Genomic DNA, 23,237 nt, shown 5'->3' on the forward strand with positions numbered 1-23,237 from the left:
AACCTTTCGTTTAACTTTTGCCTCCTCTTCAGTTTACTATTGCTTGTTATGATGTCTTTAGTTCAAAAAGGTTGGGGAGGAATCAACGGCATGTCCAAGCTCAGGTTAACCGACATCAAGAAATCCTATAACAGCGGCGAAGTGGTGCAGGCTTTAAAGGGAGTTTCGCTGGAGTTCAGGGAAAGCGAATTTGTTTCCATTCTGGGCCCGTCCGGCTGCGGCAAAACAACGCTGCTTAATATTATCGGCGGACTTGACCGTTATGACGAAGGGGATCTTTCTCTGGGAGGAAGCTCTACCAAACATTTTAAGGATAAGGATTGGGACGCTTATCGGAATACATCGATCGGATTTGTTTTTCAAAACTACAACCTGATCTCGCATCAGACGATATTGCAAAATGTAGAGATCGCGTTGACGCTATCCGGGGTTTCGGTCGCTGAACGCCGCGAGAAGGCCACGAAGGCGCTGGAATCCGTGGGGCTGGGGGACAAGCTCAAGAAAAGACCGAACCAGCTGTCCGGCGGCCAAATGCAGCGCGTTGCCATTGCGAGAGCGCTTGTCAACAATCCCGATATTATTTTGGCAGATGAGCCTACGGGCGCTTTGGACAGCCAAACCAGCCTGCAGGTCATGGATATTCTTAAAGAGATATCCAAAACAAAGCTGGTCATCATGGTCACGCACAATGCCGACTTGGCAGAGAATTATAGCAGCAGAATCATCCATTTGCGCGATGGGGAAGTGCAGTCGGACAGCAATCCGCTTATGAGGAATGACAAGGGGGGCAAAACAACCGATGCCCAGGCAGGCGGAAAGCTGAGCCCCGGGAAAACCTCCATGTCGCTGCTGACGGCCATGTCCCTTTCTTTCAAAAATCTGTTGACCAAAAAAGGCCGTACGCTCATTACCTCGTTTGCAGGCAGTATTGGCATTATCGGCGTTGCGCTTGTGCTGGCGCTGTCCAATGGTTTGTCCAACTACATTTCCACTATGCAATCCGAGACGCTGGCCGGATTTCCGCTGACGATATCTCAAGGCGCACAAAGCATACAAGGTCCGCAGCCGCCCGACGGCTCTCCCTTTGGCAATAGCAGCGGTGAAGCAGATGAGTTTCCCGACGGCGACATTATGTACCGTTACGATAGCACCGCCAACATTCAACAACATGTCAATGTGTTGACCGAGGATTATTTCACGTATATTTCCGGTATCCAGGACGCGCTTCCGGGTGCCGTCAATGCCGTCTCTTATGGCAACGGAGTCGAGATGAACCTGCTGGCGAAAGCGGAAGACGATGTAATTAAATACGAAACATCGTTAGGGATGGCGATGGACATGCCTCCGGGTTTCGGCGGGATGCCTACCTACTGGCAGGAGCTGCCGGATAATGACGAGTTTATTTTGTCCATGTACGATCTGATCGGAGAGGGAAGCCGTTACCCAAGCGCAGCAAATGAGGTAGCTCTCGTTGTTGATGAATACAACCGGCTGGACAAGGCGTTTTATGAAAAACTCGGCATTTTTTCTGAGGATGCGGAATGGAAGCTGAGCGATTTTATCGGGAAAACGATTATGAAAGTAGTTCCGAACAACAGCTATTATACGGAAACCGGAAATGGGCTGTTTATTCCCTCCGCCGCTGATTCTTATGAGGCATTGTTCGGCGCTGACGAAGGCATCGAGCTGACGATTGCAGGGATTTTGCGGATAAAAGAAAGCGGGACAACCACCAGCGGCTATTTGTCCGAAGGGTTGGCGTATACGCCGGCATTAACGGAATACGTTCTGGAGCAAGCGCAAAATTCCGACATTGCGCAGGCGCAAAAGACATCTGATCGCGATGTGATCTTGAACGCGCCATTTGCCAATGATGAGGCCAAGGAGATGAGGCTGAAAAGCCTTGGCGCGGATACAACTCCGTCGAGCATTAATATTTTTCCAAAAGATTTTGCGAGCAAAGACGAAATCAAGCAATACCTGGATAAATACAACGATGGGAAGGCTGAAGCCGACCAAATCGTTTACAGCGACATGTCTGAAATGATCGGCTCCGTCATCCAGACGGTGCTGGATACCGTATCTTATGTGTTGATTGGATTTGCGGCGATCTCTCTGGTTGTTTCCACCATTATGATCGGCATCATTACGTATGTGTCGGTATTGGAGCGTACGAAAGAAATCGGCATATTGCGAAGCATCGGGGCAAGGAAAAAAGATATTTCGCGCGTATTTAACGCAGAAACCTTGATTGTTGGATTTGTGGCCGGCGCGATCGGCATCGTAATCTCTTATGCGCTGGCGTCCGTCATCAACATTCTCATTGCAAATGCGCTTGATATTCAAGGCTTGGCCCAATTAACGGCGACTCATTCCGCGGTGCTTGTGCTCGGCAGCATGTTCCTGACGTTGGTCGCGGGACTGATTCCAGCCAAAGCGGCTACCAAAAAGGACCCCGTTATTGCGCTTAGAACGGAGTAATTGCAAGTAAAGGCCAAAGAAAAAAGCAAAAGTTAAAGCAGAAGTAAAAGAAAAAGTTAAAGCAAAAGGCGCTAAGCGTGGGAGGTTGCATTCCCCGTCAGGCGCCTTTTTTGTCTTTTTCATAATAATAGAGGTTTAAGCGTCGTTGCCCCCAGCCAGCCCGCGGATTGTCGTACACTATAATCCGCCAAAAAATCGAGCCAAGTCGGATCATCATTCAGGCAGGCAGCGAATTGGTATTGCAGCGGATCGCCACCGCCTTCGGCAAATTGCTCGCGGCCTTCGATGCCGAGCTCATGCAGCGTTTCCAAACAGTCCGTGACAAAACCCGGCGCGCATACAAACGGGCGTTTGACGCCTTGCGCCGACAGCTCCTCCAGTACTTCCGCTGTAGACGGCCCGATCCAGGGCTCTTTTCCAAAGCGGGATTGGAAGCTGATCCGCCACTCTCCGGGGGCCCAACCCATCGCCTTGGCCAAATCCTCCGCAGACTCCCGGCATTGCTGCTCATACGGATCGCCGGTTTTAATGTAGCGCTCCGGAACGCCGTGAAAGCTGAGAACATAGTGGTCGGGCCGCTCCCCGAGACATTGAATCTGGGCGTTCAAATTCTGCCTAAGCGCCTCCAAATATGCGGGATCTTTATAAAATGCTCCCGCCAGCCTCAATTCCGGAATAAATCGTTTCGACGCGCCGCTTCCGGCCTTGCCATTGCCTTCGCCCAAGGCAGCCCGCATGGCGGATTCATAAAAGCTCGCTGTCGTGGTTGACGAATATTGGGGAAAGAGGGGCAGCAGCACGATTTTGCTAATGCCGGCTTCCTCCAGCGTTTTGATCGCATTGGCAGGGTCTAACCGGGTATAGGCCAGTCCCAGCTCGACTTGATAACCGTCGCCTAATCTCTTCTGCAAACCTTGCTGCTGCCGCAAGGAATAAACCATAAGCGGCGAACCTTCATCGCTCCAAATTTCCTGGTACAGGGCGGCCGACTTTTTGGGCCGTACCCGAAGAATAATGCCCTGCAGCAGCGGCTGCCAGAGCCATGGAGGATAGTCGATCACTCGCCGGTCGGACAGAAACGGCTTGAGATATGCCCTGACCGCCGAGGCGGTAGGCTGCTCCGGCGTGCCGATCTGCCCCAGAATGATACCGATTTTTTCGTCGTTCATAGGTTACCTTCCGTGTTTAGAAATAATCCGAGAAATAAGGGGTTTGCTGCTCGATCGCATCCTCCAGCATATCTACGATATCCGGCCCGCATGTAATTCTTCCGATTTTGTGCAAATAGTCCGGTCTCTTGTACCCCAGCAGCATGGTCGTCATCGTCTGGATGCTGATGCTGGAGTCGGTTTCTTCTGTGGAAGGAGAGACCTCGCCTTTTCCATCAGGGTGAATCTGCAGCGTAAAGGTGCCTTGATTCCATGAGAGAAGCGGATCCTCCAGCTTAAAGGTCCATTTGCGCTCGCCCGTGTCCGGTTTAAAGGGATATTGTGCGATAAACTGTTCCAAATCGACAATACGAGCCATGTAATAAGGGGAAATCGTTTCTTTAATATCCGCATCCTCCAATAAAAAGGCCAGCGGCTCATCGGTATGGATGTTGCCTACGACTTTTGAAATCATGGAAAAATGCGCGCTGATGAAATTCCATAATCCGCTGCGTGCTTCTTCATTAACAAATATCATGTCTTTGATATGGAAGATTTCATCTTGAATCCAATAAAGAACATAGCCGTCCGGCTCTCTGTCATCATTATAATAGACAGCGGCGGTCAGATCGTCGGAATCCCAGCGCCAATATTCGTTCCAGGCCAGATCGCCCCTCAGCAAAGCGCCGTGAGTTTGGAGCGAAAAGCGTTCGTAAGCCGCTTTGACATCGTCGCTTTCAATCGAAACGCGCTCCACTTCGCCGGAAACCTTTTTATTTTTGGGCAGCTGATGGTCGTTAACCTCAAAGACGATTTTGTCGGAAATGATTTCAAAGCCTTTTCTGCGGTAGTACGGAATGGAATAGGGATAAAGATAGGAAATGGACTGTTTTTTCTCCCGCATATTTGCCAGCGCCTGATAAAGCAGCTTGTGCATCAGGCCTTGGCTTGAATATTCCGGAAAAGTCCCGACGGCGGTCAAGCCTCCCATATCATAGGTTACATTAAAAATTCGGACCTGCAGCGGGTAAACGGCTACCTGCGACACCAGCTTATCCCCATAAAACCAGCCCAGCACATCGGCTTGCTCCAATATCGGCGATTTGGCGTGAATGATCTCCCGTTCTTCCCAGCCTATTTTGTGAAGATCATTATTGGTAACTTGAAAAACATATCGTAGCAATTGATTGTATTGTTCGAGATGCGTAATATCGACTTTTTGCATCTTGAATTCTTTTTTTCGACTCATATCGTGCTCCTTTGCGTTTGGCTTTGATTACACCGTCTTTAATCCTAAAGCTTGGGCGATAAAGACATACACTTCCTCAGCTCTCGCAAGGTCTCCCGATTGATTGTCCTGGCAAGGCGCATAGGGATGTTCTGCGGCGGACTGTACGGCTCCGATAACAAAGCGTGCCGCTTGATCGGCTTGAAGCATTCCGCGAACGCGGCCGCCGGCCAGGATTGCATCCAGCCAATTACTTACCCAATCATAATACGGCTGGTAGATGGTCTCCCATTCCTTACTATATTCTCTGGATGCCAAACCGGCATGGCAGAGGGCGAACTGCTCCCGGTTTTCATGGACTAACTGAATCATCGTTTCGATAAATTGCTTCAGCTGCTCTTGAATGGGGGAGTTTAATTGTATTTTTGCATGGAGAGCATCCATCGTTTTTTGAACCATGTTTTCTGCAATGGCAGGCAAAACGGCTAACTTGGAAGGGAAATAGAGATAAAATGTGCCTTGAGCGATTCCCGCTTTTTTTACAATATCCGATATTTTAGTTTTTTCCAGGCCGTTGCAGCTCAAAACTTCGATTGCCGCACTAAGTATTCGCGCCTTCTTTTCTTCTATGAGTGTAACCTCCTAAACAATAGAGGATCGAAGTGGTGACTGATTATCATTCATTTTAATCCTGCGGGCGGCATGCAGTCAATTAAGCGGCTATTTCCTAGCTGCGGTACGGGTTATTCATCGAAACGTCTTTCATGAGGAACGGATATTTTTTTAGTGGGCAGCGTCTAACCTCTACGAAAAAGGCGGTTTTTGCGGAAAGATTGCCCTGACTAGGCTTTTTTCGCAGGCAAAACAAAAATCCCCATCATTCCTTGAAGACAAGGGATCATGGGGATTTCCATTTATAAAAAGTAGCTATATTCAACGTAATGGCGTCCCAGGAGGGATTCGAACCCCCGACAACTCGCTTAGAAGGCGAGTGCTCTATCCGACTGAGCTACTGGGACACTGAAAAATAATATAACATGCACCTGTAGTGTTTGGCAAGCAAAAATTTGGTTTATTTTAAAAAGCAGACAACTTTTTTTATTATGGCCTCTCGTGGTATAATCTATCGCAAGATTGCGTCCACTACATACTTGAAGTACCTAAGGCGGTGACAACATTACGACTCCCCAGGACCCCAGAGAACCAAAAAACGATGGCGAGGACAATAAGGATAACGTTTATTTGTTTCCCAATATGCTGGATCAATACCAGATCGGGCTGACTCGTATGCTGGAGGCCGAGCAGTACAAGGAAGCCAAGGAGCTTCTTTCTTTTCTGCTGCAGTGCCAAGGACAGGAGAAACGCCATTACGAGGAATGGGAAAATCTTCTGCGCTGGCTGGAGATGGCTTTTCCGGATGAAACCGGAGCACGAGGGGAAGCAAGTCCGGACGAGCTGGATGAGGAGGAGATGAGGACGCAACTTCTGCAGCCGCCGGCTCAGGATGAGGAATACATCAAGCAAGTTCTTTATATCATGCAGCATCATCCTATGCTGGACCAGCAGCTTTTGGCGTTGGAGCGCGCCGTTTACATCCAGGACAGCTCAATCGAGACATACATACTTGAATGGCTGCAAAGCGAAGACCTGCATCCCATTCTGCAGTTCAAGGCGCTTCAGGCGCTGCGCAAGCGGGGAAGCGACGGATCGGTGACGCTGCAAAGAATGGGCGAGGAGGTCAATCTGGAGATCGGGAGCACGCCTCTGTCGCTGGAGCATTTTCCAGATCCCGTCGGCCGTATTTTGGAACGGACCGAAATGGTTGTGGAAGCCGATGATCCTACGCTGCCCCATTTTGCGAGGGAGCTATGGAAGGAAAGCCTGCAATACCTGTACGGAACGTCCGCTTACCGCTGGATGCTCAGAGAAGACGAGGACATTGTGGATTGTTATGCCGCCGCACTCCATCTGACCTTGCTTCTGACTGTCTACGGCTCGGCGAATGACGATGACGTCAGGGAGGCATACGGCATTACAGACAATCTTAGATTCCGCTATGAACAGGCTTGCCGCACGCTCAGAAGCATTGCAATGCTTCTGCAATCCGGCGACGATGAACATCAGCCTTGAAAAGATTGTCTATCTTGTTTATAATAGAATGGTTTATGTAACGTGAAAACATGAGATGCATGCGCATTTTGGAGGGGAAGGCATAAAATGAAAGCAACATGGGAAAAAATAGACAAGAACCTCGTTTCGATTAACGTTGAGGTTGACGCCGAGAAAGTGGTCGGCGCTTTGGATCAAGCCTTTAAGAAAGTAGTAAGCAAAGTAAACGTGCCTGGCTTCCGCAAAGGCAAAGTGCCGCGGGGTATTTTTGAATCCCGTTTTGGCATAGAAAGCTTGTACCAGGATGCAATCGACATTTTGCTTCCTGATGCTTATACGGCTGCCGTTAAAGAGCACAACCTTGAGCCGGTTGACCGTCCGGAAATCGACGTAACGCAATTTGCCAAAGGCGAAACGTTCAAATTTGTTGCCAAAGTCATCGTTAAGCCTGAAGTTACGCTTGGCGAATACAAAGGCCTGGAAATCGAAGCTGTCCAAACGGAAGTAACGGAAGATGAGATCGCTGCCGAGCTGGAGCGTCTGCAAACCCGTCACGCTGAATTGACAGTGGTTGAAGAAGGCCCTGCGCAAAACGGCGACATTTCCGTCATCGATTTCGACGGCTATGTAGACGGCGAGCAATTCGACGGCGGCTACAGCGAGCGTTATTCCCTGGAACTGGGATCGGGCTCTTTCATCCCTGGTTTCGAAGAGCAAGTTGTTGGCATGGAGCTTGGCGACTTCAAGGATGTTGAAGTAACATTCCCTGAAACGTACCATGCTGAGCATTTGGCCGGCAAACAAGCCGTCTTCAAAGTGAAGCTGCATGAGCTGAAACGCAAATCCCTGCCTGCTCTGGACGACGAGTTCGCTAAAGACGTAAGCGAATTTGATACGCTGGAAGAATACAAACAAGATCTTTCTGTGAAATTGAAAGAGCGCAAGGAAAAAGATGCTGAGCAAGCTCGCGAGGTTGCCGTTGTTGACAAGGCGACTGCTGCTGCTGAAGTGGAAATTCCGGAGTCGATGGTTGTCACTGAAACTGATTATTTGTTGAAGGACTTTGAAAACCGTCTTCGCGCGCAAGGCATGAACCTGGATCTGTACTACCAGTTCTCCGGCCAATCCGAGGACGTGCTTCGCGACCAAATGCGTTCCGACGCTGAAAAACGCGTTCGCAACAACCTGGTGCTGGAAGCCATCGCTAAGGCTGAAGGCTTTGAAGCTTCCGAAGAAGACTTGAACGAGGAGTTGGAAAAGCTGTCCAAGCAATACAACCGCCCTGTTCAAGAGCTGCAAGAAATCTTCGAGAAAAACGGCAATATCGCCAATTTGAAAGAAGATGTTTTGCTTCGCAAAACAATCAAATTCCTGCTTGAAAATAGCAAAACGGCTTAAGAGACATAATGCCAGCATTGTATCGGCATAGAACCGCTAAGCGGTATGCCGGTGGCATTCAATAAGCAATACCCGGGATAAGGCACGTTATAACACGTGCCTTATTTCCAACTTACATATTGATTTTGTGCCCAGGCCACGGCCGGGGGACGTACATATCAGGCGTTACGCGCCGTATACTGTATTATTCGGAAAAATGACACAGGTTCTCCTACATGATACAATGAGGAAGTAAAGACAATTCCACAATGAAAAGAGGTTGGTCGCATGAATCTGGTACCGATTGTAGTTGAACAGACAAATCGCGGAGAGCGTTCCTATGACATCTACTCCCGATTGCTGAAGGATCGCATTATTTTTCTGGGAAGCGCGATTGATGATGACGTCGCTAACTCCGTAATCGCACAGCTGCTGTTTCTGGCGGCCGACGATCCTGAGAAGGACATTCATCTTTACATTAATTCGCCAGGCGGATCCGTTACGGCCGGCATGGCGATATTCGATACGATGCAATATATCAAGCCGGACGTATCCACCATGTGTATGGGGATGGCGGCAAGCATGGGTTCCCTGCTGCTGACTGCCGGCGCCAAGGGCAAACGATTTGCGCTGCCAAACGCAGAGGTTATGATCCATCAGCCGCTGGGCGGGGTTCGCGGTCAAGCGACGGATATTAAAATCCACGCAGACTGGATTCTGAAAACCAAGCAAAAGCTGAATGAAATCTACGTTGAGCGCACCGGACAGCCCTACGAGAAAATCGACAGGGATACGGACCGCGATTACTTCATGAGCGCGGAAGAAGCGCTTAATTACGGCTTGATCGACAAGGTCATCACGGCGCCAACCGCGCTGTAAGCGAAACGAAGGGGTGAGTGCATGTTTAAATTCAATGATGAGAAGGGCCAATTGAAATGTTCGTTCTGCGGCAAATCGCAGGATCAGGTTCGCAAGCTTGTCGCCGGTCCCGGCGTCTATATATGCGATGAATGTATCGAACTTTGTACAGAAATCGTAGAAGAGGAACTGGGCAACGAAGAAGAGTTGGATTTGAAGGATATTCCTAAGCCAAAAGATATCCGCACCATTCTGGACTCCTATGTAATCGGTCAGGAAGCTGCCAAAAAATCGTTGTCCGTAGCGGTTTACAACCACTACAAGCGCATCAATTCCGGCAGCAAAATCGAAGACGTAGAGCTGCAGAAGAGCAACATTTTGCTCTTGGGCCCAACGGGTTCGGGTAAAACGCTGCTGGCGCAAACGATGGCAAAAATCCTCAATGTTCCTTTTGCAATCGCTGATGCTACCTCGCTGACGGAAGCCGGTTATGTAGGCGAGGATGTTGAGAACATTCTGCTTAAACTGATCCAGGCAGCCGACTATGATGTGGAGAAGGCAGAGCGGGGCATCATTTATATCGACGAAATTGATAAAGTAGCTCGCAAGTCGGAGAATCCGTCCATTACGCGCGATGTTTCGGGCGAAGGCGTACAGCAAGCGTTGCTGAAGATTTTGGAGGGCACGGTTGCATCCGTTCCGCCACAAGGCGGCCGTAAGCACCCGCATCAGGAATTTATCCAAATCGACACAACCAATATCCTGTTCATTTGCGGCGGCGCGTTTGACGGGCTGGAGCAATTGATCAAACGCCGGATTGGCAAAAAAGTCATTGGCTTTAATTCCAGCGGCGATACGCAAAAGGATCTTAAAGCTGGCGAATACCTCTCCATGGTTCTTCCTGAGGATCTGCTGAAATTCGGCCTGATTCCGGAGTTCGTTGGACGTTTGCCAGTCATCTCTACTCTGGAGCCGCTTGATGAGCCGGCATTGGTTCGCATTTTGTCCGAACCAAAAAACGCGCTTGTTAAGCAATACCAGAAGCTTCTGGAGATGGACAATGTGAAGCTTGACTTCGAGCCGGCTGCCCTTGACGCCATTGCCAAGGAAGCCATCAAGCGCAACACGGGCGCCCGTGGCCTGCGCGCGATTATCGAAGGCATCATGCTTGACGTGATGTACGAGGTGCCTTCGCGTGATGATGTCAACACTTGCCTCATCACCGAAAAATCCGTTCAGGACAAAATTATGCCTGAACTGACAGCCAAAAAAGGTAAAAAGAAGGAAGAAAGCGCCTGATGACGTAAGCCCCTTTCGCTGCGGCTTGTCTCTCAGGGATAAGCGCAAGTTGTTGGCGGGGGAAATGTCACGTCTGAAGCTTAAAGTGCGAGTTCAAATCGTCTGGTTTTCAGTACCGGGAAGATGAAAGTGGACTTTTTGAACGACCTCTAAAAGGTATCCACCCTGTGATGAAGGCTGTTGGAAGCCTTGGTCATGGGGTGGAATTTGACGTTTCGGGATAAAAACAGAGCTACTCTTATGGGAGAGATTGCCTATGTATTTACGCCAGGATACGGTAGCGGTTAAAGTCGGCGATTTGACAATCGGCGGCAGTAATGAAGTCATAATTCAAAGTATGTGCACAACCAAAACGGCGGATGTTGAAGCCACCGTTGCGGAAATTCTTCGCCTTGAGGAAGCCGGTTGCCAAGCGGTACGGGTTACCGTTAACAACAAGGAAGCCGCGGCTGCTATCAAGGAGATCAAAAAACGGATTCATATCCCTCTTATAGCGGATATTCATTTTGATTACAGACTTGCGCTCCTCGCGATCGAAAACGGCATTGATAAAGTTCGCATCAATCCCGGCAACATCGGCCGCCGCGAGCGTGTAGAAGCTGTGGTCAACGCCTGCAAGGAACGGGGGATTCCTATTCGGATCGGCGTTAACGCCGGCTCTCTGGAAAACCACCTGTTGGAGAAATACGGATATCCTACGCCTGAAGCGATGGTGGAAAGCGCCTTGTTCCATATCGGCATTTTGGAGGAGCTGGACTTCCACGATATTATCGTGTCGCTCAAAGCATCCGATGTGCCAATGGCTCTCGCCGCTTACCGGATGGCTGCGGAGAAAATCAAATATCCGCTTCATCTTGGCATTACGGAGGCGGGAACGCTTCATTCCGGCACCATCAAAAGCTCCGCAGGCATCGGCGCGTTGCTTGCAATGGGCATCGGAAATACTGTTCGTATCAGCCTTAGCGCGGATCCTGTTGAAGAAATCAAGGTGGCCCGCGAGCTGTTGAAAACATTCGGTTTAATTACGAATGCGGCAACGCTGGTTTCCTGTCCGACATGCGGACGACTCGACATTGATTTGTTCTCCATTGCCAACGAGGTTGAGGAATACATTTCCAAAATCAAAGTTCCGATTAAAGTATCCGTGCTTGGCTGTGCCGTTAACGGCCCGGGTGAAGCGCGCGAAGCGGATATCGGGATTGCGGGGGCGCGTGGCGAAGGCATGTTGTTCCGTTACGGCGAACTGGTTCGTAAAGTTCCCGAGGCGGAGCTGCTTAACGAGCTGAAAAAGGAAATTGACATTATCGTTAAAGTTTTTGAAGAAACGGGTGAAATTCCGGGCCGGAGCAAACACGCCCACGCGTAAGCAGCGTGCAACGGAAATTCGGCCAAATGCCATATTCGACGCCAATTTGCCACAGGCATGTTTGCGCAACATGGGCACCTTCTGCTGGAGTAACTCAGTTCCTCCTCATAAGGTGTCTTTTTGCATTTTGCGGCATACCAAGTTGGTTGTAATGGTCGCGAGGGCAATCATAAAGGAGAGGTGACGAGTATGTATGAGTTGAAAACGGTCGTAAACGACAACAGCGTGATCGAATTTATAGAGCAGGTTCAATCGGACAAAAAACGGGAGGATGCTTATCGGCTCCTGGACCTTTTTACGGAAACGACGGGTTTTGAAGCAAAGATGTGGGGACCCAGCATAATCGGGTTTGGTTCCTATCATTACAAATACGCTTCAGGGCATGAAGGAGATGCTCCGCTCGTTGGATTTTCGCCGAGAAAAGGAAAGATCAGCCTCTACTTCGCTCCAGGCGACGAAGCGCGGAGCGAACTGCTGGACAAGCTGGGAAAGCACACGTCGGGCAAAGCTTGCGTTTATATTAACAAAGTTTCGGATATTGATACTTCCGTTCTGCAAGAGCTCATCCGTCATTCTGTGCAGTTTCTGAAAAGCGTTTACGGTTGATTCCTTACGATGATCGAAATTTTGGAATTGAAGCCTCTCCTTGCGATTATTCCCACTCTCATGGGGCAATACTGTCATAATACGGATGCCTGCGGAATGAATGGGCGTAAGAGAGGAGCGGATACCAGTGAATTTAAGCATTGTATTGATGGTAATTCAAGTTTTTTTTGCGGTTGTAATCGGGTTGTACTTTTGGAATTTGCTGCGCAACCAGAAAGCCAACCGCTCGGTAGTCGATAAGGAATCGCGCAAGGAAATGGATAAACTGAGAAAGCTGCGGTCGGTTTCATTGACGAAGCCGCTGGCGGAGAAAACAAGGCCGCAAACGATGGGTGACATTATCGGCCAACGGGATGGGCTTCGCGCGCTTAAAGCGGCGCTTTGCAGCGCCAACCCGCAGCATGTCATTATTTATGGGCCGCCCGGCGTCGGTAAAACGGCAGCGGCGCGTGTTGTTTTGGAGGAGGCCAAAAAAAATCCGTCATCTCCGTTTTTGCCGGAGGCCAAATTTACGGAAATCGACGCGACCACTGCGCGTTTTGATGAAAGGGGCATTGCCGACCCGCTGATCGGATCGGTCCATGATCCCATTTATCAAGGGGCGGGAGCTATGGGGGTCGCAGGCATTCCCCAGCCCAAGCAAGGAGCCGTAACGAAGGCTCATGGCGGTATTTTGTTCATTGACGAAATCGGTGAATTGCATCCCGTGCAAATGAATAAGCTGTTAAAGGTGCTGGAGGATCGAAAGGTTTTTCTGGAAAGCGCGTATTACAACTCGGAAGATACCAATATTCCGTTGTATATTCACGATATTTTTCAAAATGGCCTGCCTGCCGATTTTCGGCTGGTCGGGGCGACTACCCGTTCGCCGCAGGAAATTCCTCCGGCTATTCGTTCCCGCTGCATGGAGATTTATTTCCGTCCATTATTAGCGGAAGAAATAGCGGAGGTCGCTAAAAACGCCGTCAAAAAAATCGGCTTTCCGCCTTGCCCTGGCGCGGTTGAGGTAGTCAAAAAATACGCCACTAACGGGCGTGAGGCTGTAAACGTCATTCAATTGGCCGCGGGCGTCGCTTTATCGGAAAAACGGGAAACCATTAGCGCCGGAGATATTGAATGGGTAGTTAACAGCAGCCAAATTCCGCCGCGCCCCGACCGGAAAGTGCCGGCAGAGCCTCAAGTTGGTTTTGTAAATGGCTTGGCTGTGTATGGTCCCAACATGGGTACGTTGCTGGAAATCGAAGTCAGCGCTATTCCGGCCGTCTCCGGCAAAGGCCAGTTTACGATAACGGGCGTTGTCGACGAAGAGGAATTAGGCGGCGGGTCCCGAACGCTGCGTCGCAAAAGCATGGCCAAAGGTTCCGTCGAAAACGTGTTGACTGTGCTGCGCCGCTTTGGGCTGCAGCCCCAGCATTACGATCTTCATATCAATTTTCCCGGCGGCACGCCTATTGACGGGCCTTCGGCGGGCATTGCCATGGCGGCTGCCATCGCATCCGCGATACGGGGATTGCCAATCGACAATAAGCTTGCAATGACGGGCGAGGTAGGCATACACGGCAACGTCAAGCCGGTTGGCGGCGTGCTTGCAAAGGTGGAAGCTGCATTTCAAGCAGGAGCAGAGCGGGTTATTGTGCCGCGTGAGAACTGGCAGGCTATTTTTGAAGGTTTGGAAGGGTTAAAAGTGATTCCTGTTGACCGTGTGGATGAGGTGTTCCAGCATGTTTTTCCCCAGTCCGAAATCGATCGGGAAGCGGTCGAAACGCCCCTTCAAAGCGATTTATTCATGCCGGCTTCTGTCCCCTATTTGCAGGCGGATTCCGCTGAGTGATAAAATGGGGTAGACGTTAAGAAATGGAGGTGCTGGTATGGGGCCTGGAAAATCAAGGGGGCGCCGGCTGCCCCTGCTGCCGCTTAGAGGACTGCTCGTGTATCCAAGCATGGTTCTGCATCTGGATGTGGGCAGAGAAAAATCGGTGCGCGCGCTAGACCGCGCGATGGTAGACGACCATATGATTTTGCTTTGCTCGCAGTCCGAGGTGAATATAGAGGATCCTACCGAAGAAGATATTTACAAGGTAGGGACGATTGCAAAGGTCCGGCAGATGCTGAAACTGCCCAACGGCACCATCAGAGTGCTGGTTGAGGGAGTTGTGCGCGCAGAGGTTCAGAGCTATTTGGACAATGAGGAGTTTTATGAGGTTTTAGTCAAGGAATTGCCGGAATCGGAAAGCGACGATCCCGAAGTGGACGCGCTAATGCGCTCCGTCCTGAGTCAGTTCGAGCATTATATTTCGCTTTCCAAAAAAGTGACTCCCGAAACCTATGCCGCGGTTTCCGATATTGATGAACCCGGCAGGCTTGCGGATGTCATTACGAGTCACTTGTCTCTGAAAATCAGGGATAAGCAGGACATCTTGGAAACAATCGATGTTGCGGCCCGACTGGAGCGGCTGCTGGATCTGCTGAATAATGAGCGAGAGGTGCTGGAGCTGGAGCGGCAAATCAATCAGCGCGTCAAAAAGCAGATGGAAAAGACGCAGAAGGAATATTATCTGCGAGAGCAGATGAAGGCGATTCAGAAGGAGCTTGGCGATAAGGAAGGCCGCGCCGGCGAAGCCGAGGAGCTGCGGAACCAGCTGGAAAATGCGGGTGTTCCGGAAGCCGTCTATGAGAAGGTCAGCAAAGAGATCGACCGTTTGGAAAAAATGCCGCCGTCTTCGGCCGAAGGCGGAGTCGTTCGCAATTATATCGATTGGTTGCTTGCTTTGCCATGGAGCAAGATGACGGAGGACGATCTCAGCCTGTCGAAGGCTGAGGATATTTTAAACGGAGACCATTATGGTCTGGAGAAGCCGAAGGAGCGCGTGCTGGAATATCTGGCCGTGCAGCAGCTGGTCAAAAAGCTGAAGGGTCCTATCCTGTGTCTGGTTGGCCCTCCTGGCGTCGGCAAAACCTCCTTGGCGCGTTCTATTGCTAAGTCGCTGGAACGCAAATTTGTCCGCATCTCGCTTGGCGGGGTGAGGGATGAGGCCGAAATACGCGGCCATCGCCGCACCTATGTGGGCGCGATGCCTGGCCGCATCATGCAGGGCATGAAAACGGCAGGCAGCCTCAATCCCGTCTTCCTGCTGGATGAAATCGACAAAATGGCTTCCGATTTCCGGGGCGATCCTTCCTCGGCTTTGCTTGAGGTGCTCGATCCGGAGCAAAACAATACGTTTAGCGATCATTATATCGAGGTTCCGTTTGATCTCTCCAACGTGATGTTCGTAACGACGGCCAATGCGCTGCACAACATTCCGCGTCCTTTGCTGGACCGGATGGAAGTGTTGTACATCCCGGGTTATACAGAGCTGGAGAAGGAGCAAATCGCGGTTCGTTATTTGCTGCCCAAGCAGAAGCGGGAACACGGCCTGGAGGAAGACGGTCTCATAGTCGAGGACGACGCGCTGCTGCTCCTGATTCGCGAGTATACGAGGGAATCGGGCGTCCGCAATCTGGAACAACAGATCGCGGCGATTTGCCGCAAGGCGGCCAAGCAGCTTGTTTCCATGCAAGGCGAGCGGGTGAATAACGCGGAGCTGGCCAAAAGCGGTGAAGCCGGCGAGCAAGCTGCCGAAGGCGAAATCGCTGCAATGGCTGGGGACGGAGAAGCCGATGCGCAACACGCAAACGAGGCTGTCACCGGTCAGAACGGCTTGCAGGAGCAAATCCGGCAGGTTGTGGACATTCCGAAAATCAGGGAATGGCTGGGACCTTCCAAATTCCGCTACGGTCTGGCGGAGAGCGAAAACCAGATCGGGGCTGTTACGGGGCTTGCCTGGACGGAAGTAGGCGGCGATACGCTGGTTATCGAAGTTACGATTATGCCGGGCAGCGGCAAGCTGACGCTGACAGGCAAGCTGGGCGATGTCATGAAGGAATCCGCGCAGGCGGCCTTCAGCTACACGCGCTCCAAAGCGGTGGAGCTTGGAATCGACCCTGGCTTCCATGAAAAAAATGATATTCATATTCATATCCCTGAAGGGGCGATCCCTAAAGACGGCCCTTCCGCCGGCATTACGATCGCCACGGCGCTCATTTCAGCGCTTACTAACCGCCATGTAGCGAAGGAAGTTGCGATGACGGGAGAAATTACGCTGCGCGGACGCGTTTTGCCAATCGGCGGGTTAAAAGAAAAATCGCTTGCCGCACACCGCGCGGGCATCAAAAAAATATTGCTGCCAAAGGACAACGAACGCGACTTGCGGGATATTCCCGATAGCGTGCGCGATGATTTGACCTTTGTGCCGGTAGGGCATATGGACGAAGTGCTTCAGCATGCGTTATTGCCTGCATCGGAGCTTGCAGCGGAGAAAGCGGGTATACCCCTCTCATGATTATTAGAGACGTGCAATTTATTATAAGCGCGGTCAAACCGCATCAATATCCTGAGGACGCCTTGCCAGAAATTGCTCTGGCAGGGCGCTCCAACGTCGGGAAATCCTCGCTGATCAATAAATTGATCATGCGCAAAAATCTGGCGCGGACCAGCTCCCAGCCGGGAAAAACCCAGCAATTGAACTATTACCGAGTTAATAATGGATTATATCTGGTGGATTTTCCCGGTTACGGTTACGCAAAAGTATCCAAAACGCAGCGCGAGCAATTCGGTACGATGATTGAAACTTATCTGCAGGAGCGCGAGCCGCACAAGCTGCAACTGCTTGTCATCGATATTCGGCACGAGCCTTCCAAGGATGACCAGCTGATGTACAAATGGCTGAAGCATTTTCAAATCCCGACCTGCATCGTAGCGACCAAAGCGGATAAAATTCCGAGATCCAAATGGGACAAGCATATCAAAATGATCAAAACAACGCTCGAGGTCGAGCCTGAGGATACCGTCGTACTATTTTCGTCGGAGACGGGACTTGGTCGCGATCAGCTGTGGGCGGTCATTAACGAAGCCATCTCAGAGGAAGAAGTGGACGGGGAAAACCTTGAAGCAGACGAGAATAGTCAATCTTAAGAAAAATTGATGAACCTTGGAGCGTATGAAAACTCCGCAGGGGCCAAAAGTCGGTTAAAGATGACCCTGAGCGGGTTTGCTGACACGCCCCAAACGGCTTGTGACAAATAATACGCGACACAGAAAATAACCATGGAGAACGCTCCATGGTTATTTCTTTGCGAGAAAGGGGAATAATGGAGAGGTATTTTTCAAACATTGGTCAAATATATTGCCATTATGTTTGTCGAACTGTGATATAATATTTCGTGAGATTGGCATTGGTACAACTCTGCAGGAAAGGCGGGTGATCACGCGTGCACATTATCACAGTGGGATTGAATTATCGGACGGCTCCAGTCGAAGTGAGAGAATTATTCGCTTTGGCGGAAAAGGAACTGCCGGCTGCCCTGCAAGGGCTTATTGAAACAACAAGCATTATGGAATGTGTCATAGTGGCAACCTGCAATCGTACAGAGTTGTATGCTGTAGTAGACAGACATCAGCTTTGCGGACATCATATACGCAGCTTTATGGAAAAATGGTTCAATATGCCAAGAGCGCAGTTTACGAACCATTTATATATGTACGAGGATGAAAAGGCGATTGATCATTTGTTCAGAGTGGCCAGCGGCCTGGATTCCATGGTTATCGGGGAAACGCAGATTCTTGGCCAGGTTAAAAATGCTTTCCTGCTCGCCCAAAGCAAAAAAACGACAGGGACCGTCTTTAACATGTTGTTCAAGCAGGCGATTACGATGGCGAAACGGGCTCATTCCGAAACGATGATCGGCGAAGCTGCCGTATCCGTCAGTTATGCGGCTGTCGAGCTGGGCAAGCAGATTTTTGGCCGTTTTAACCGCAAGCGGGTTATGATCATTGGCGCGGGCGAAACGGGCGAGCTTGCCGCAAAACATCTGTACGCAAACGGAGCGGATCGCGTAATTGTTGTTAACCGCACGTTTGAGCGGGCGGCGCAGCTGGCCGACAAATTTAACGGCGTGCCTTGCTCCATGGAGGAGGCGATCCATAAGCTGCACGAGGTGGATATCGTAATCAGCTCCACGGGAGCGGAAGGTTTTGTACTGAATCGTGAGCATGTTGAAAAAGCAATGGCTGGCCGCAAGTCGCGTCCTATGTTTATGATCGACATCGCTGTGCCAAGGGATCTTGATCCCGCCATATCAACCGTCGAAAATGTTTTTCTGTACGATATCGACGATCTGGAGGGCATCGTGGAGAGCAATCTGGAACAGCGCCGGCAGGAAGCCGCAAAAATCGAGGTTATGATACAGGACGAAAAGCGGTTGTTTGACCAATGGTACAAGACGCTTGGCGTCGTGCCGCTCATTCGCGCTCTGCAGACCAAGGCGGCAGACATTCATGAGGAAACGATGATTTCCATGAGCAACAAACTTCCGGACCTGGAGGAGCACGAACTGAAGGTTATCCGCAAGCTTACCAAAAGCATCGTGAATCAGATGCTGCAGGATCCGATTTTACGCATTAAAGAGATGGCTGGCGAGAAAAAAGGCGATGAAGCAATGGATATGTTTGTTAAGCTGTTTGCGCTTGAGGAAGAGCTGTCGCAAAAAGAAAGCCGCGTGTCCACGCCGGAGCCTTCCGCCGCTGCGCAAGCGAAACCGATCCATACCCGTGTCGCTGCGCCGGCGCTTGTTCGACCTTAGCCTGCCCCGGTCCAGGCGATTTCCGCCGCCATCGCATGGCATGGCTGTATTGTGGAGGGGTTATGGGAACTGCTAATTGGATCTATGATGCTATTTTATATCTATACGCCCTGAGCCTTCTGTTTTTTTTCTCCGACTTTATGAATGCAAGCCGGAGAGCAAAGCGGATTGGCGCAGGGCTGCTTGTTTTTGTATGGGTTCTTCAGTCAGGGTATCTCGTGATGAAGCTTATCTCTTATTATGACTACCCCAATTTGCCCGCAATTCAGTATTGGCTCTTTTTTTCATGGCTGCTCATTACGACTTCGCTGGTGATCAGCCGTTTTTTTTCGATAGATTATATTGTTTTTTTTGTCAACGTCGTCGGATTTGCCGTCCTTGCGCTTAATCTTTACAGCCAGCAGTCGGAAGGTTTGAATGTGGAAGTATGGCAAACGACCAGAGAATTGCTCTATGTCCACATCAGCCTGGTGCTGTGCGCTTATGCCGCGCTTACGATAGGCGCGTTGTTTGCTGGCATGTATCTGTTCCTGCATCATCGGCTCAAGCAGAGAAAATGGTCGCAGAGATTAAAGCGGTTTCCCGGACTCGGCAGTATCGAGCGATATATGGAACGCGCAGCGGCTATCGGCTTGCCGCTGCTTGCCTTGTCGCTTGCGATTGCCGTCGCTTCGCTGCTGGTGGAAGGGAAGATGCGGCTCCTGCTGGACTGGAAGGTGATCTCTTCCTTTGCCGCGCTTGCCATGTTTGTGTATTACGTGATCGAGCGGTCAAGGAACAGAAGGCCGGGCCAGCAGCTCGCCAAGCTTTATCTTGGCGCTTTTGCCGTCCTGCTGCTGAATCTGGTATCCAATTCGTTTTCATCGTTTCATTAGGTAAGGGGGAGAGCTTTGGTGGAAGGGGCATCCTTTAATCCCGCCTATCCCGTTTCGCTGCGCATTCAAGGCAAGCTGATCGTTGTGGTCGGCGGCGGCGGAGTGGCGGAACGCAAGCTGAAGGGACTGATGGAAGGCGGCGCCGACAAAGTAACTTTGATTAGTCCCCATGCCGTTCCGGGTATTGTTGAGCTAAACAATTCGGGGCGGCTGAACTACATATGCAGAGAATTTGTGCCGGATGACCTTGACGGCGCTTTCCTCGTTTTTGCCGCGTCATCCAGTCCCGCCGTCAATCTTGACGTTATGAATGAAGCCGAGAAGCGAGGCATATGGTGCAACCGGGCCGATCGGGGTGACGAAGGGAATTTTATAACGCCTTCCGTGCTTCGCCGGGACGAGCTGACGATTGCCGTTAGCGCTGGTGGCGCCAGCCCCGCGCTGGCCAGCTTGATCAAAGGGGAATTGGAGTCCCGATTTAGTCATGAGGCCGGGGCTGCGCTCCGGCGTCTCAGGGCGCTGAGGTATTACGCAAAAACCGCGATTCCGGACAGGGAGCTGCGCCGCAGCGTATTGCGGCTCGCGGCGGAGGAAACACTTCAGGATTGGAGCAAGGCCATACACCCGCAGCAATGGTTGAAAGAACTGCTGACGAGGACAGAAGGAAGGCTGGATAGCCATGAAGAGTGAGAAGCAGGAGCGTATCATTGTAGTTGGAACGAGACAAAGCGCGTTGGCGCTGACGCAAACCGGTCAGGTAATTGATCAATTAAAGGCGATTTGCGAAGCCAACGGGTTGCCTTACAGGTTTGAAATCCGGAAAATCATTACCAAAGGCGACCGCATATTGGATGTGACCTTGTCCAAGGTTGGCGGCAAAGGACTGTTTGTGAAGGAAATCGAAGGCGCTCTGCTGGAGGGCGAAATCGATTTGGCTGTACATAGCATGAAGGACATGCCTTACGCATTTCCGGAAGGATTGATAAACGGCGCGGTCCCCAAACGGGTTAGTCCGTTCGACTGTTTGATCATGAAGGAAGGCGACAGTCTGGATGCATTGCCAAACGGCGCAAGAGTCGGTACAAGCAGCCTGAGACGGTCAAGTCAGCTCAAGCATCTTCGTCCCGACCTGAAGCTGGAATCCATTCGGGGCAATATTGATTCCCGCATCCGCAAGCTGAAGGAGGAAGGTTTCGACGCTATCGTGCTGGCGGAAGCAGGCCTAAGCCGGATGGGCTGGGAAGGAAAAATATCGGCTACTCTCTCCTCCGATGTATGCGTGCCGGCCGTTGGACAGGGTGCGCTAGGCATTCAATGCCGGGAGAGCGACAGCGACGTTAAGGAACTGCTCTCCTTGTTGAATGACATCGATACGGAGCTTGCCGTGCGGTGCGAGCGCAGCTTTTTGGGGACGCTGGAGGGGGGCTGCCAAGTGCCGCTTGGCGCATACGCGGTCATTGCCGACCGCGATGATGAAGGCCCGCTGATGGAACTGACGGGCATGGTCGGCCATCCCGACGGCTCGCTGCTGCTGAAGGAAACCCGGCAAGGCCGGAACCCGGAGCAGTTGGGAAGGCTTGTTGCGGAGGAGCTTATTGCGCGCGGAGCCGGTGCCATTTTGGCGGAAATCGGGGGACAGCATGAATAAAGGAACCGTTTATCTGGTGGGCGCAGGACCCGGAGATCCCGGTTTGATTACCGTGCGCGGCCTGCAGTGCCTGAAAAAATGCGATGTTGTCGTTTATGACCGACTGGCAAGCCCAAGGTTGCTTCAGCATGTGCGTCCGGGAGCCGAGCTGGTTTATGTTGGCAAGCTGCCGGACCGCCATACCATGAAGCAGGAGCAAATCAATCAGCTGCTGGTAGATCTTGCGCTTCAAGGCAAAACGGTCACTCGCCTGAAAGGCGGAGACCCCACCATTTTTGGCCGCGTGGGGGAAGAGGCCGAGCTGCTGTACGACAACGGAGTGGAGTTTGAAATCGTGCCTGGCATTACATCCGCCATCGCGGTGCCCGCATATGCGGGCATTCCGGTTACGCACAGAGAATTGGCTTCGTCGCTGTCCATTATTACAGGCCACGAAAGCCCTGATAAGCTTGACCGATCCATTCATTGGGACAAAGTGACAAATGCCACAGGCACGCTGGTGTTCCTGATGGGGGTTGCCAAAATCGGCTATATCGCGGACCAGTTGATCCGCCACGGCAGGCCTCCGGAAACGCCGGTTGCTTTGGTGCGTTGGGGCACGCGGCCGGAGCAGCGGACGCTGGTCGGCACACTGCAAAATATCGAAGACCGCGTAAAGGAAGCCGGCTTTGAACCGCCGGCCGTTATTGTGGTTGGCGAAGTTGTGCTGCAGAGGGACAAGCTGGCATGGTATGAGCGTAAGCCGCTTTTTGGCATGCGCATCATGGTCACCAGAGCTCGGGCGCAAGCAAGCGAGCTTGCCGAAAAAATCGAAGAGCTCGGCGGCGAGCCATGCGAATTTCCTGTCATTGAGATCAGAGAGCCGCAGGATCCGGACGTGCTGCAAAACATCAGGAAAACCTTGGAGGAAGCGGAGAGCTTTCGTTGGCTGATGTTTACAAGCGTGAACGGCGTGGAATACTTTTTCCGTCATCTACGGCGTTTGGGGATTGATGTCCGGCGTTTCCACGGAGCAAAAATTGTCGCCGTTGGGCCCAAAACAGCGGAGGAGCTCGCCGAGCGCGGGCTGATCGCGGAGGAGCTCCCGGTTCAATTCCATGCGGAGTCGCTGCTGGAGAAGCTGGAGCAGTGGCTTGTCCCTGGGGAACGCGCATTGCTGCCAAGAGGCGACCTGGCGCGAGAGCTTTTGCCGGAGGAGCTGAAGAAACGGGGCGTGGAGCCTGTCGTGCTGGATGTTTACGAAACCGTAATGGCTGAAGGGCAAGGAGATATGGCGCTGGAATGGCTGCGCGAAGGCGGCATTCATATGATTACTTTTACAAGCTCGTCCACCGTTGCCAATCTGCTTGAGCTGCTGCGCCTTAAGGGAGTTGATGCGCCCGAGAAACTGCTGGCGGACATCCCCCTGGCAAGCATCGGCCCCATCACATCCAAAAGCATGGAGCAAGCCGGACTATCCATTGCCGTTGAAGCCGAGCAGTCGACGCTGGAAGGGCTGCTTGACGCCATTGTCCATTATCGGAGAGGATAAAGAGACAACCACTCTTTGAGGAGGAGATTT

The 23,237-nt window shown here is 51.4% G+C and carries 18 protein-coding genes and 1 tRNA gene; 15 read left to right on the plus strand and 4 right to left on the minus strand.

Going from position 1 to position 23,237, the window contains the following annotated elements:
- Window positions 1-90 precede the first annotated feature (90 nt).
- A complete protein-coding gene (locus ACX93W_RS00050; RefSeq protein WP_459390285.1) occupies window positions 91-2,481 on the plus strand; it encodes an ABC transporter ATP-binding protein/permease in 2,391 nt (796 codons plus the stop codon).
- A gap of 119 nt (window positions 2,482-2,600) precedes the next feature.
- Here ACX93W_RS00050 and hemH read toward each other — a convergent pair whose 3' ends face one another.
- The 4 genes from hemH to ACX93W_RS00070 all read right to left on the minus strand — a co-directional run bounded on the left by hemH (window position 2,601) and on the right by ACX93W_RS00070 (window position 5,876).
- Window positions 2,601-3,650, minus strand: coding sequence for a ferrochelatase (gene hemH / locus ACX93W_RS00055; RefSeq protein ID WP_459390286.1), 1,050 nt, complete (start codon window positions 3,648-3,650; stop codon window positions 2,601-2,603).
- Between the two features lie 16 nt (window positions 3,651-3,666).
- Window positions 3,667-4,878 (minus strand): GNAT family N-acetyltransferase, encoded by a 1,212-nt coding sequence (locus ACX93W_RS00060; protein ID WP_459390287.1) that lies wholly within the window; start codon window positions 4,876-4,878, stop codon window positions 3,667-3,669.
- Window positions 4,879-4,905: 27 nt separating this feature from the next.
- Window positions 4,906-5,487 (minus strand): TetR family transcriptional regulator, encoded by a 582-nt coding sequence (locus ACX93W_RS00065; protein WP_459391966.1) that lies wholly within the window; start codon window positions 5,485-5,487, stop codon window positions 4,906-4,908.
- A gap of 312 nt (window positions 5,488-5,799) precedes the next feature.
- Window positions 5,800-5,876: transfer RNA gene (locus ACX93W_RS00070), tRNA-Arg, on the minus strand.
- Window positions 5,877-6,099: 223 nt separating this feature from the next.
- On the opposite strand from ACX93W_RS00070, the gene ACX93W_RS00075 reads away from it, so the two are divergent.
- From ACX93W_RS00075 to cobA, 14 genes are all read left to right on the plus strand, one after another.
- Window positions 6,100-6,987 carry a hypothetical protein gene (locus ACX93W_RS00075; protein ID WP_459390288.1) on the plus strand — a complete coding sequence of 296 codons (888 nt, stop codon included), beginning with the start codon at window positions 6,100-6,102 and terminating at the stop codon, window positions 6,985-6,987.
- An 87-nt stretch (window positions 6,988-7,074) separates the two neighbouring features.
- Window positions 7,075-8,364 (plus strand): trigger factor, encoded by a 1,290-nt coding sequence (gene tig, locus ACX93W_RS00080; RefSeq protein WP_459390289.1) that lies wholly within the window; start codon window positions 7,075-7,077, stop codon window positions 8,362-8,364.
- A gap of 267 nt (window positions 8,365-8,631) precedes the next feature.
- A complete protein-coding gene (gene clpP, locus ACX93W_RS00085; protein WP_459390290.1) occupies window positions 8,632-9,222 on the plus strand; it encodes an ATP-dependent Clp endopeptidase proteolytic subunit ClpP in 591 nt (196 codons plus the stop codon).
- A gap of 21 nt (window positions 9,223-9,243) precedes the next feature.
- Window positions 9,244-10,500 (plus strand): ATP-dependent protease ATP-binding subunit ClpX, encoded by a 1,257-nt coding sequence (clpX, locus tag ACX93W_RS00090; RefSeq protein ID WP_459390291.1) that lies wholly within the window; start codon window positions 9,244-9,246, stop codon window positions 10,498-10,500.
- A 256-nt stretch (window positions 10,501-10,756) separates the two neighbouring features.
- Window positions 10,757-11,866, plus strand: a complete 1,110-nt coding sequence (ispG, locus tag ACX93W_RS00095; RefSeq protein WP_459390292.1) for a flavodoxin-dependent (E)-4-hydroxy-3-methylbut-2-enyl-diphosphate synthase — start codon at window positions 10,757-10,759, stop codon at window positions 11,864-11,866.
- A 189-nt stretch (window positions 11,867-12,055) separates the two neighbouring features.
- Window positions 12,056-12,472 (plus strand): DUF1801 domain-containing protein, encoded by a 417-nt coding sequence (locus ACX93W_RS00100; RefSeq protein ID WP_459390293.1) that lies wholly within the window; start codon window positions 12,056-12,058, stop codon window positions 12,470-12,472.
- Window positions 12,473-12,599: 127 nt separating this feature from the next.
- Window positions 12,600-14,303 carry an ATP-dependent protease LonB gene (gene lonB, locus ACX93W_RS00105; RefSeq protein ID WP_459390294.1) on the plus strand — a complete coding sequence of 568 codons (1,704 nt, stop codon included), beginning with the start codon at window positions 12,600-12,602 and terminating at the stop codon, window positions 14,301-14,303.
- 37 nt (window positions 14,304-14,340) lie between these two features.
- Window positions 14,341-16,854 (plus strand): endopeptidase La, encoded by a 2,514-nt coding sequence (lon, locus tag ACX93W_RS00110; RefSeq protein WP_459390295.1) that lies wholly within the window; start codon window positions 14,341-14,343, stop codon window positions 16,852-16,854.
- Entirely contained in the window at window positions 16,851-17,486 is a 636-nt protein-coding gene (gene yihA / locus ACX93W_RS00115) for a ribosome biogenesis GTP-binding protein YihA/YsxC (RefSeq protein ID WP_459390296.1), read from the plus strand. The genes lon and yihA overlap by 4 nt, the downstream gene beginning before the upstream one ends.
- Window positions 17,487-17,782: 296 nt before the next feature.
- Window positions 17,783-19,153 (plus strand): glutamyl-tRNA reductase, encoded by a 1,371-nt coding sequence (hemA, locus tag ACX93W_RS00120; protein ID WP_459390297.1) that lies wholly within the window; start codon window positions 17,783-17,785, stop codon window positions 19,151-19,153.
- A 62-nt stretch (window positions 19,154-19,215) separates the two neighbouring features.
- Window positions 19,216-20,028, plus strand: coding sequence for a cytochrome c biogenesis protein CcsA (gene ccsA / locus ACX93W_RS00125; RefSeq protein ID WP_459390298.1), 813 nt, complete (start codon window positions 19,216-19,218; stop codon window positions 20,026-20,028).
- 18 nt (window positions 20,029-20,046) lie between these two features.
- On the plus strand, window positions 20,047-20,718 hold the full coding sequence (locus ACX93W_RS00130; protein ID WP_459390299.1) for a precorrin-2 dehydrogenase/sirohydrochlorin ferrochelatase family protein: 672 nt from the start codon (window positions 20,047-20,049) through the stop codon (window positions 20,716-20,718).
- Window positions 20,708-21,676: a hydroxymethylbilane synthase gene (gene hemC, locus ACX93W_RS00135; RefSeq protein WP_459390300.1), complete on the plus strand. Its 969-nt coding sequence runs from the start codon at window positions 20,708-20,710 to the stop codon at window positions 21,674-21,676. The genes ACX93W_RS00130 and hemC overlap by 11 nt, the downstream gene beginning before the upstream one ends.
- Complete coding sequence (gene cobA, locus ACX93W_RS00140) at window positions 21,669-23,207, plus strand: uroporphyrinogen-III C-methyltransferase (RefSeq protein WP_459390301.1); 1,539 nt, start codon at window positions 21,669-21,671, stop codon at window positions 23,205-23,207. The genes hemC and cobA overlap by 8 nt, the downstream gene beginning before the upstream one ends.
- Window positions 23,208-23,237: the final 30 nt, after the last annotated feature.

Source organism: Paenibacillus sp. CAU 1782 (genome assembly GCF_054551715.1).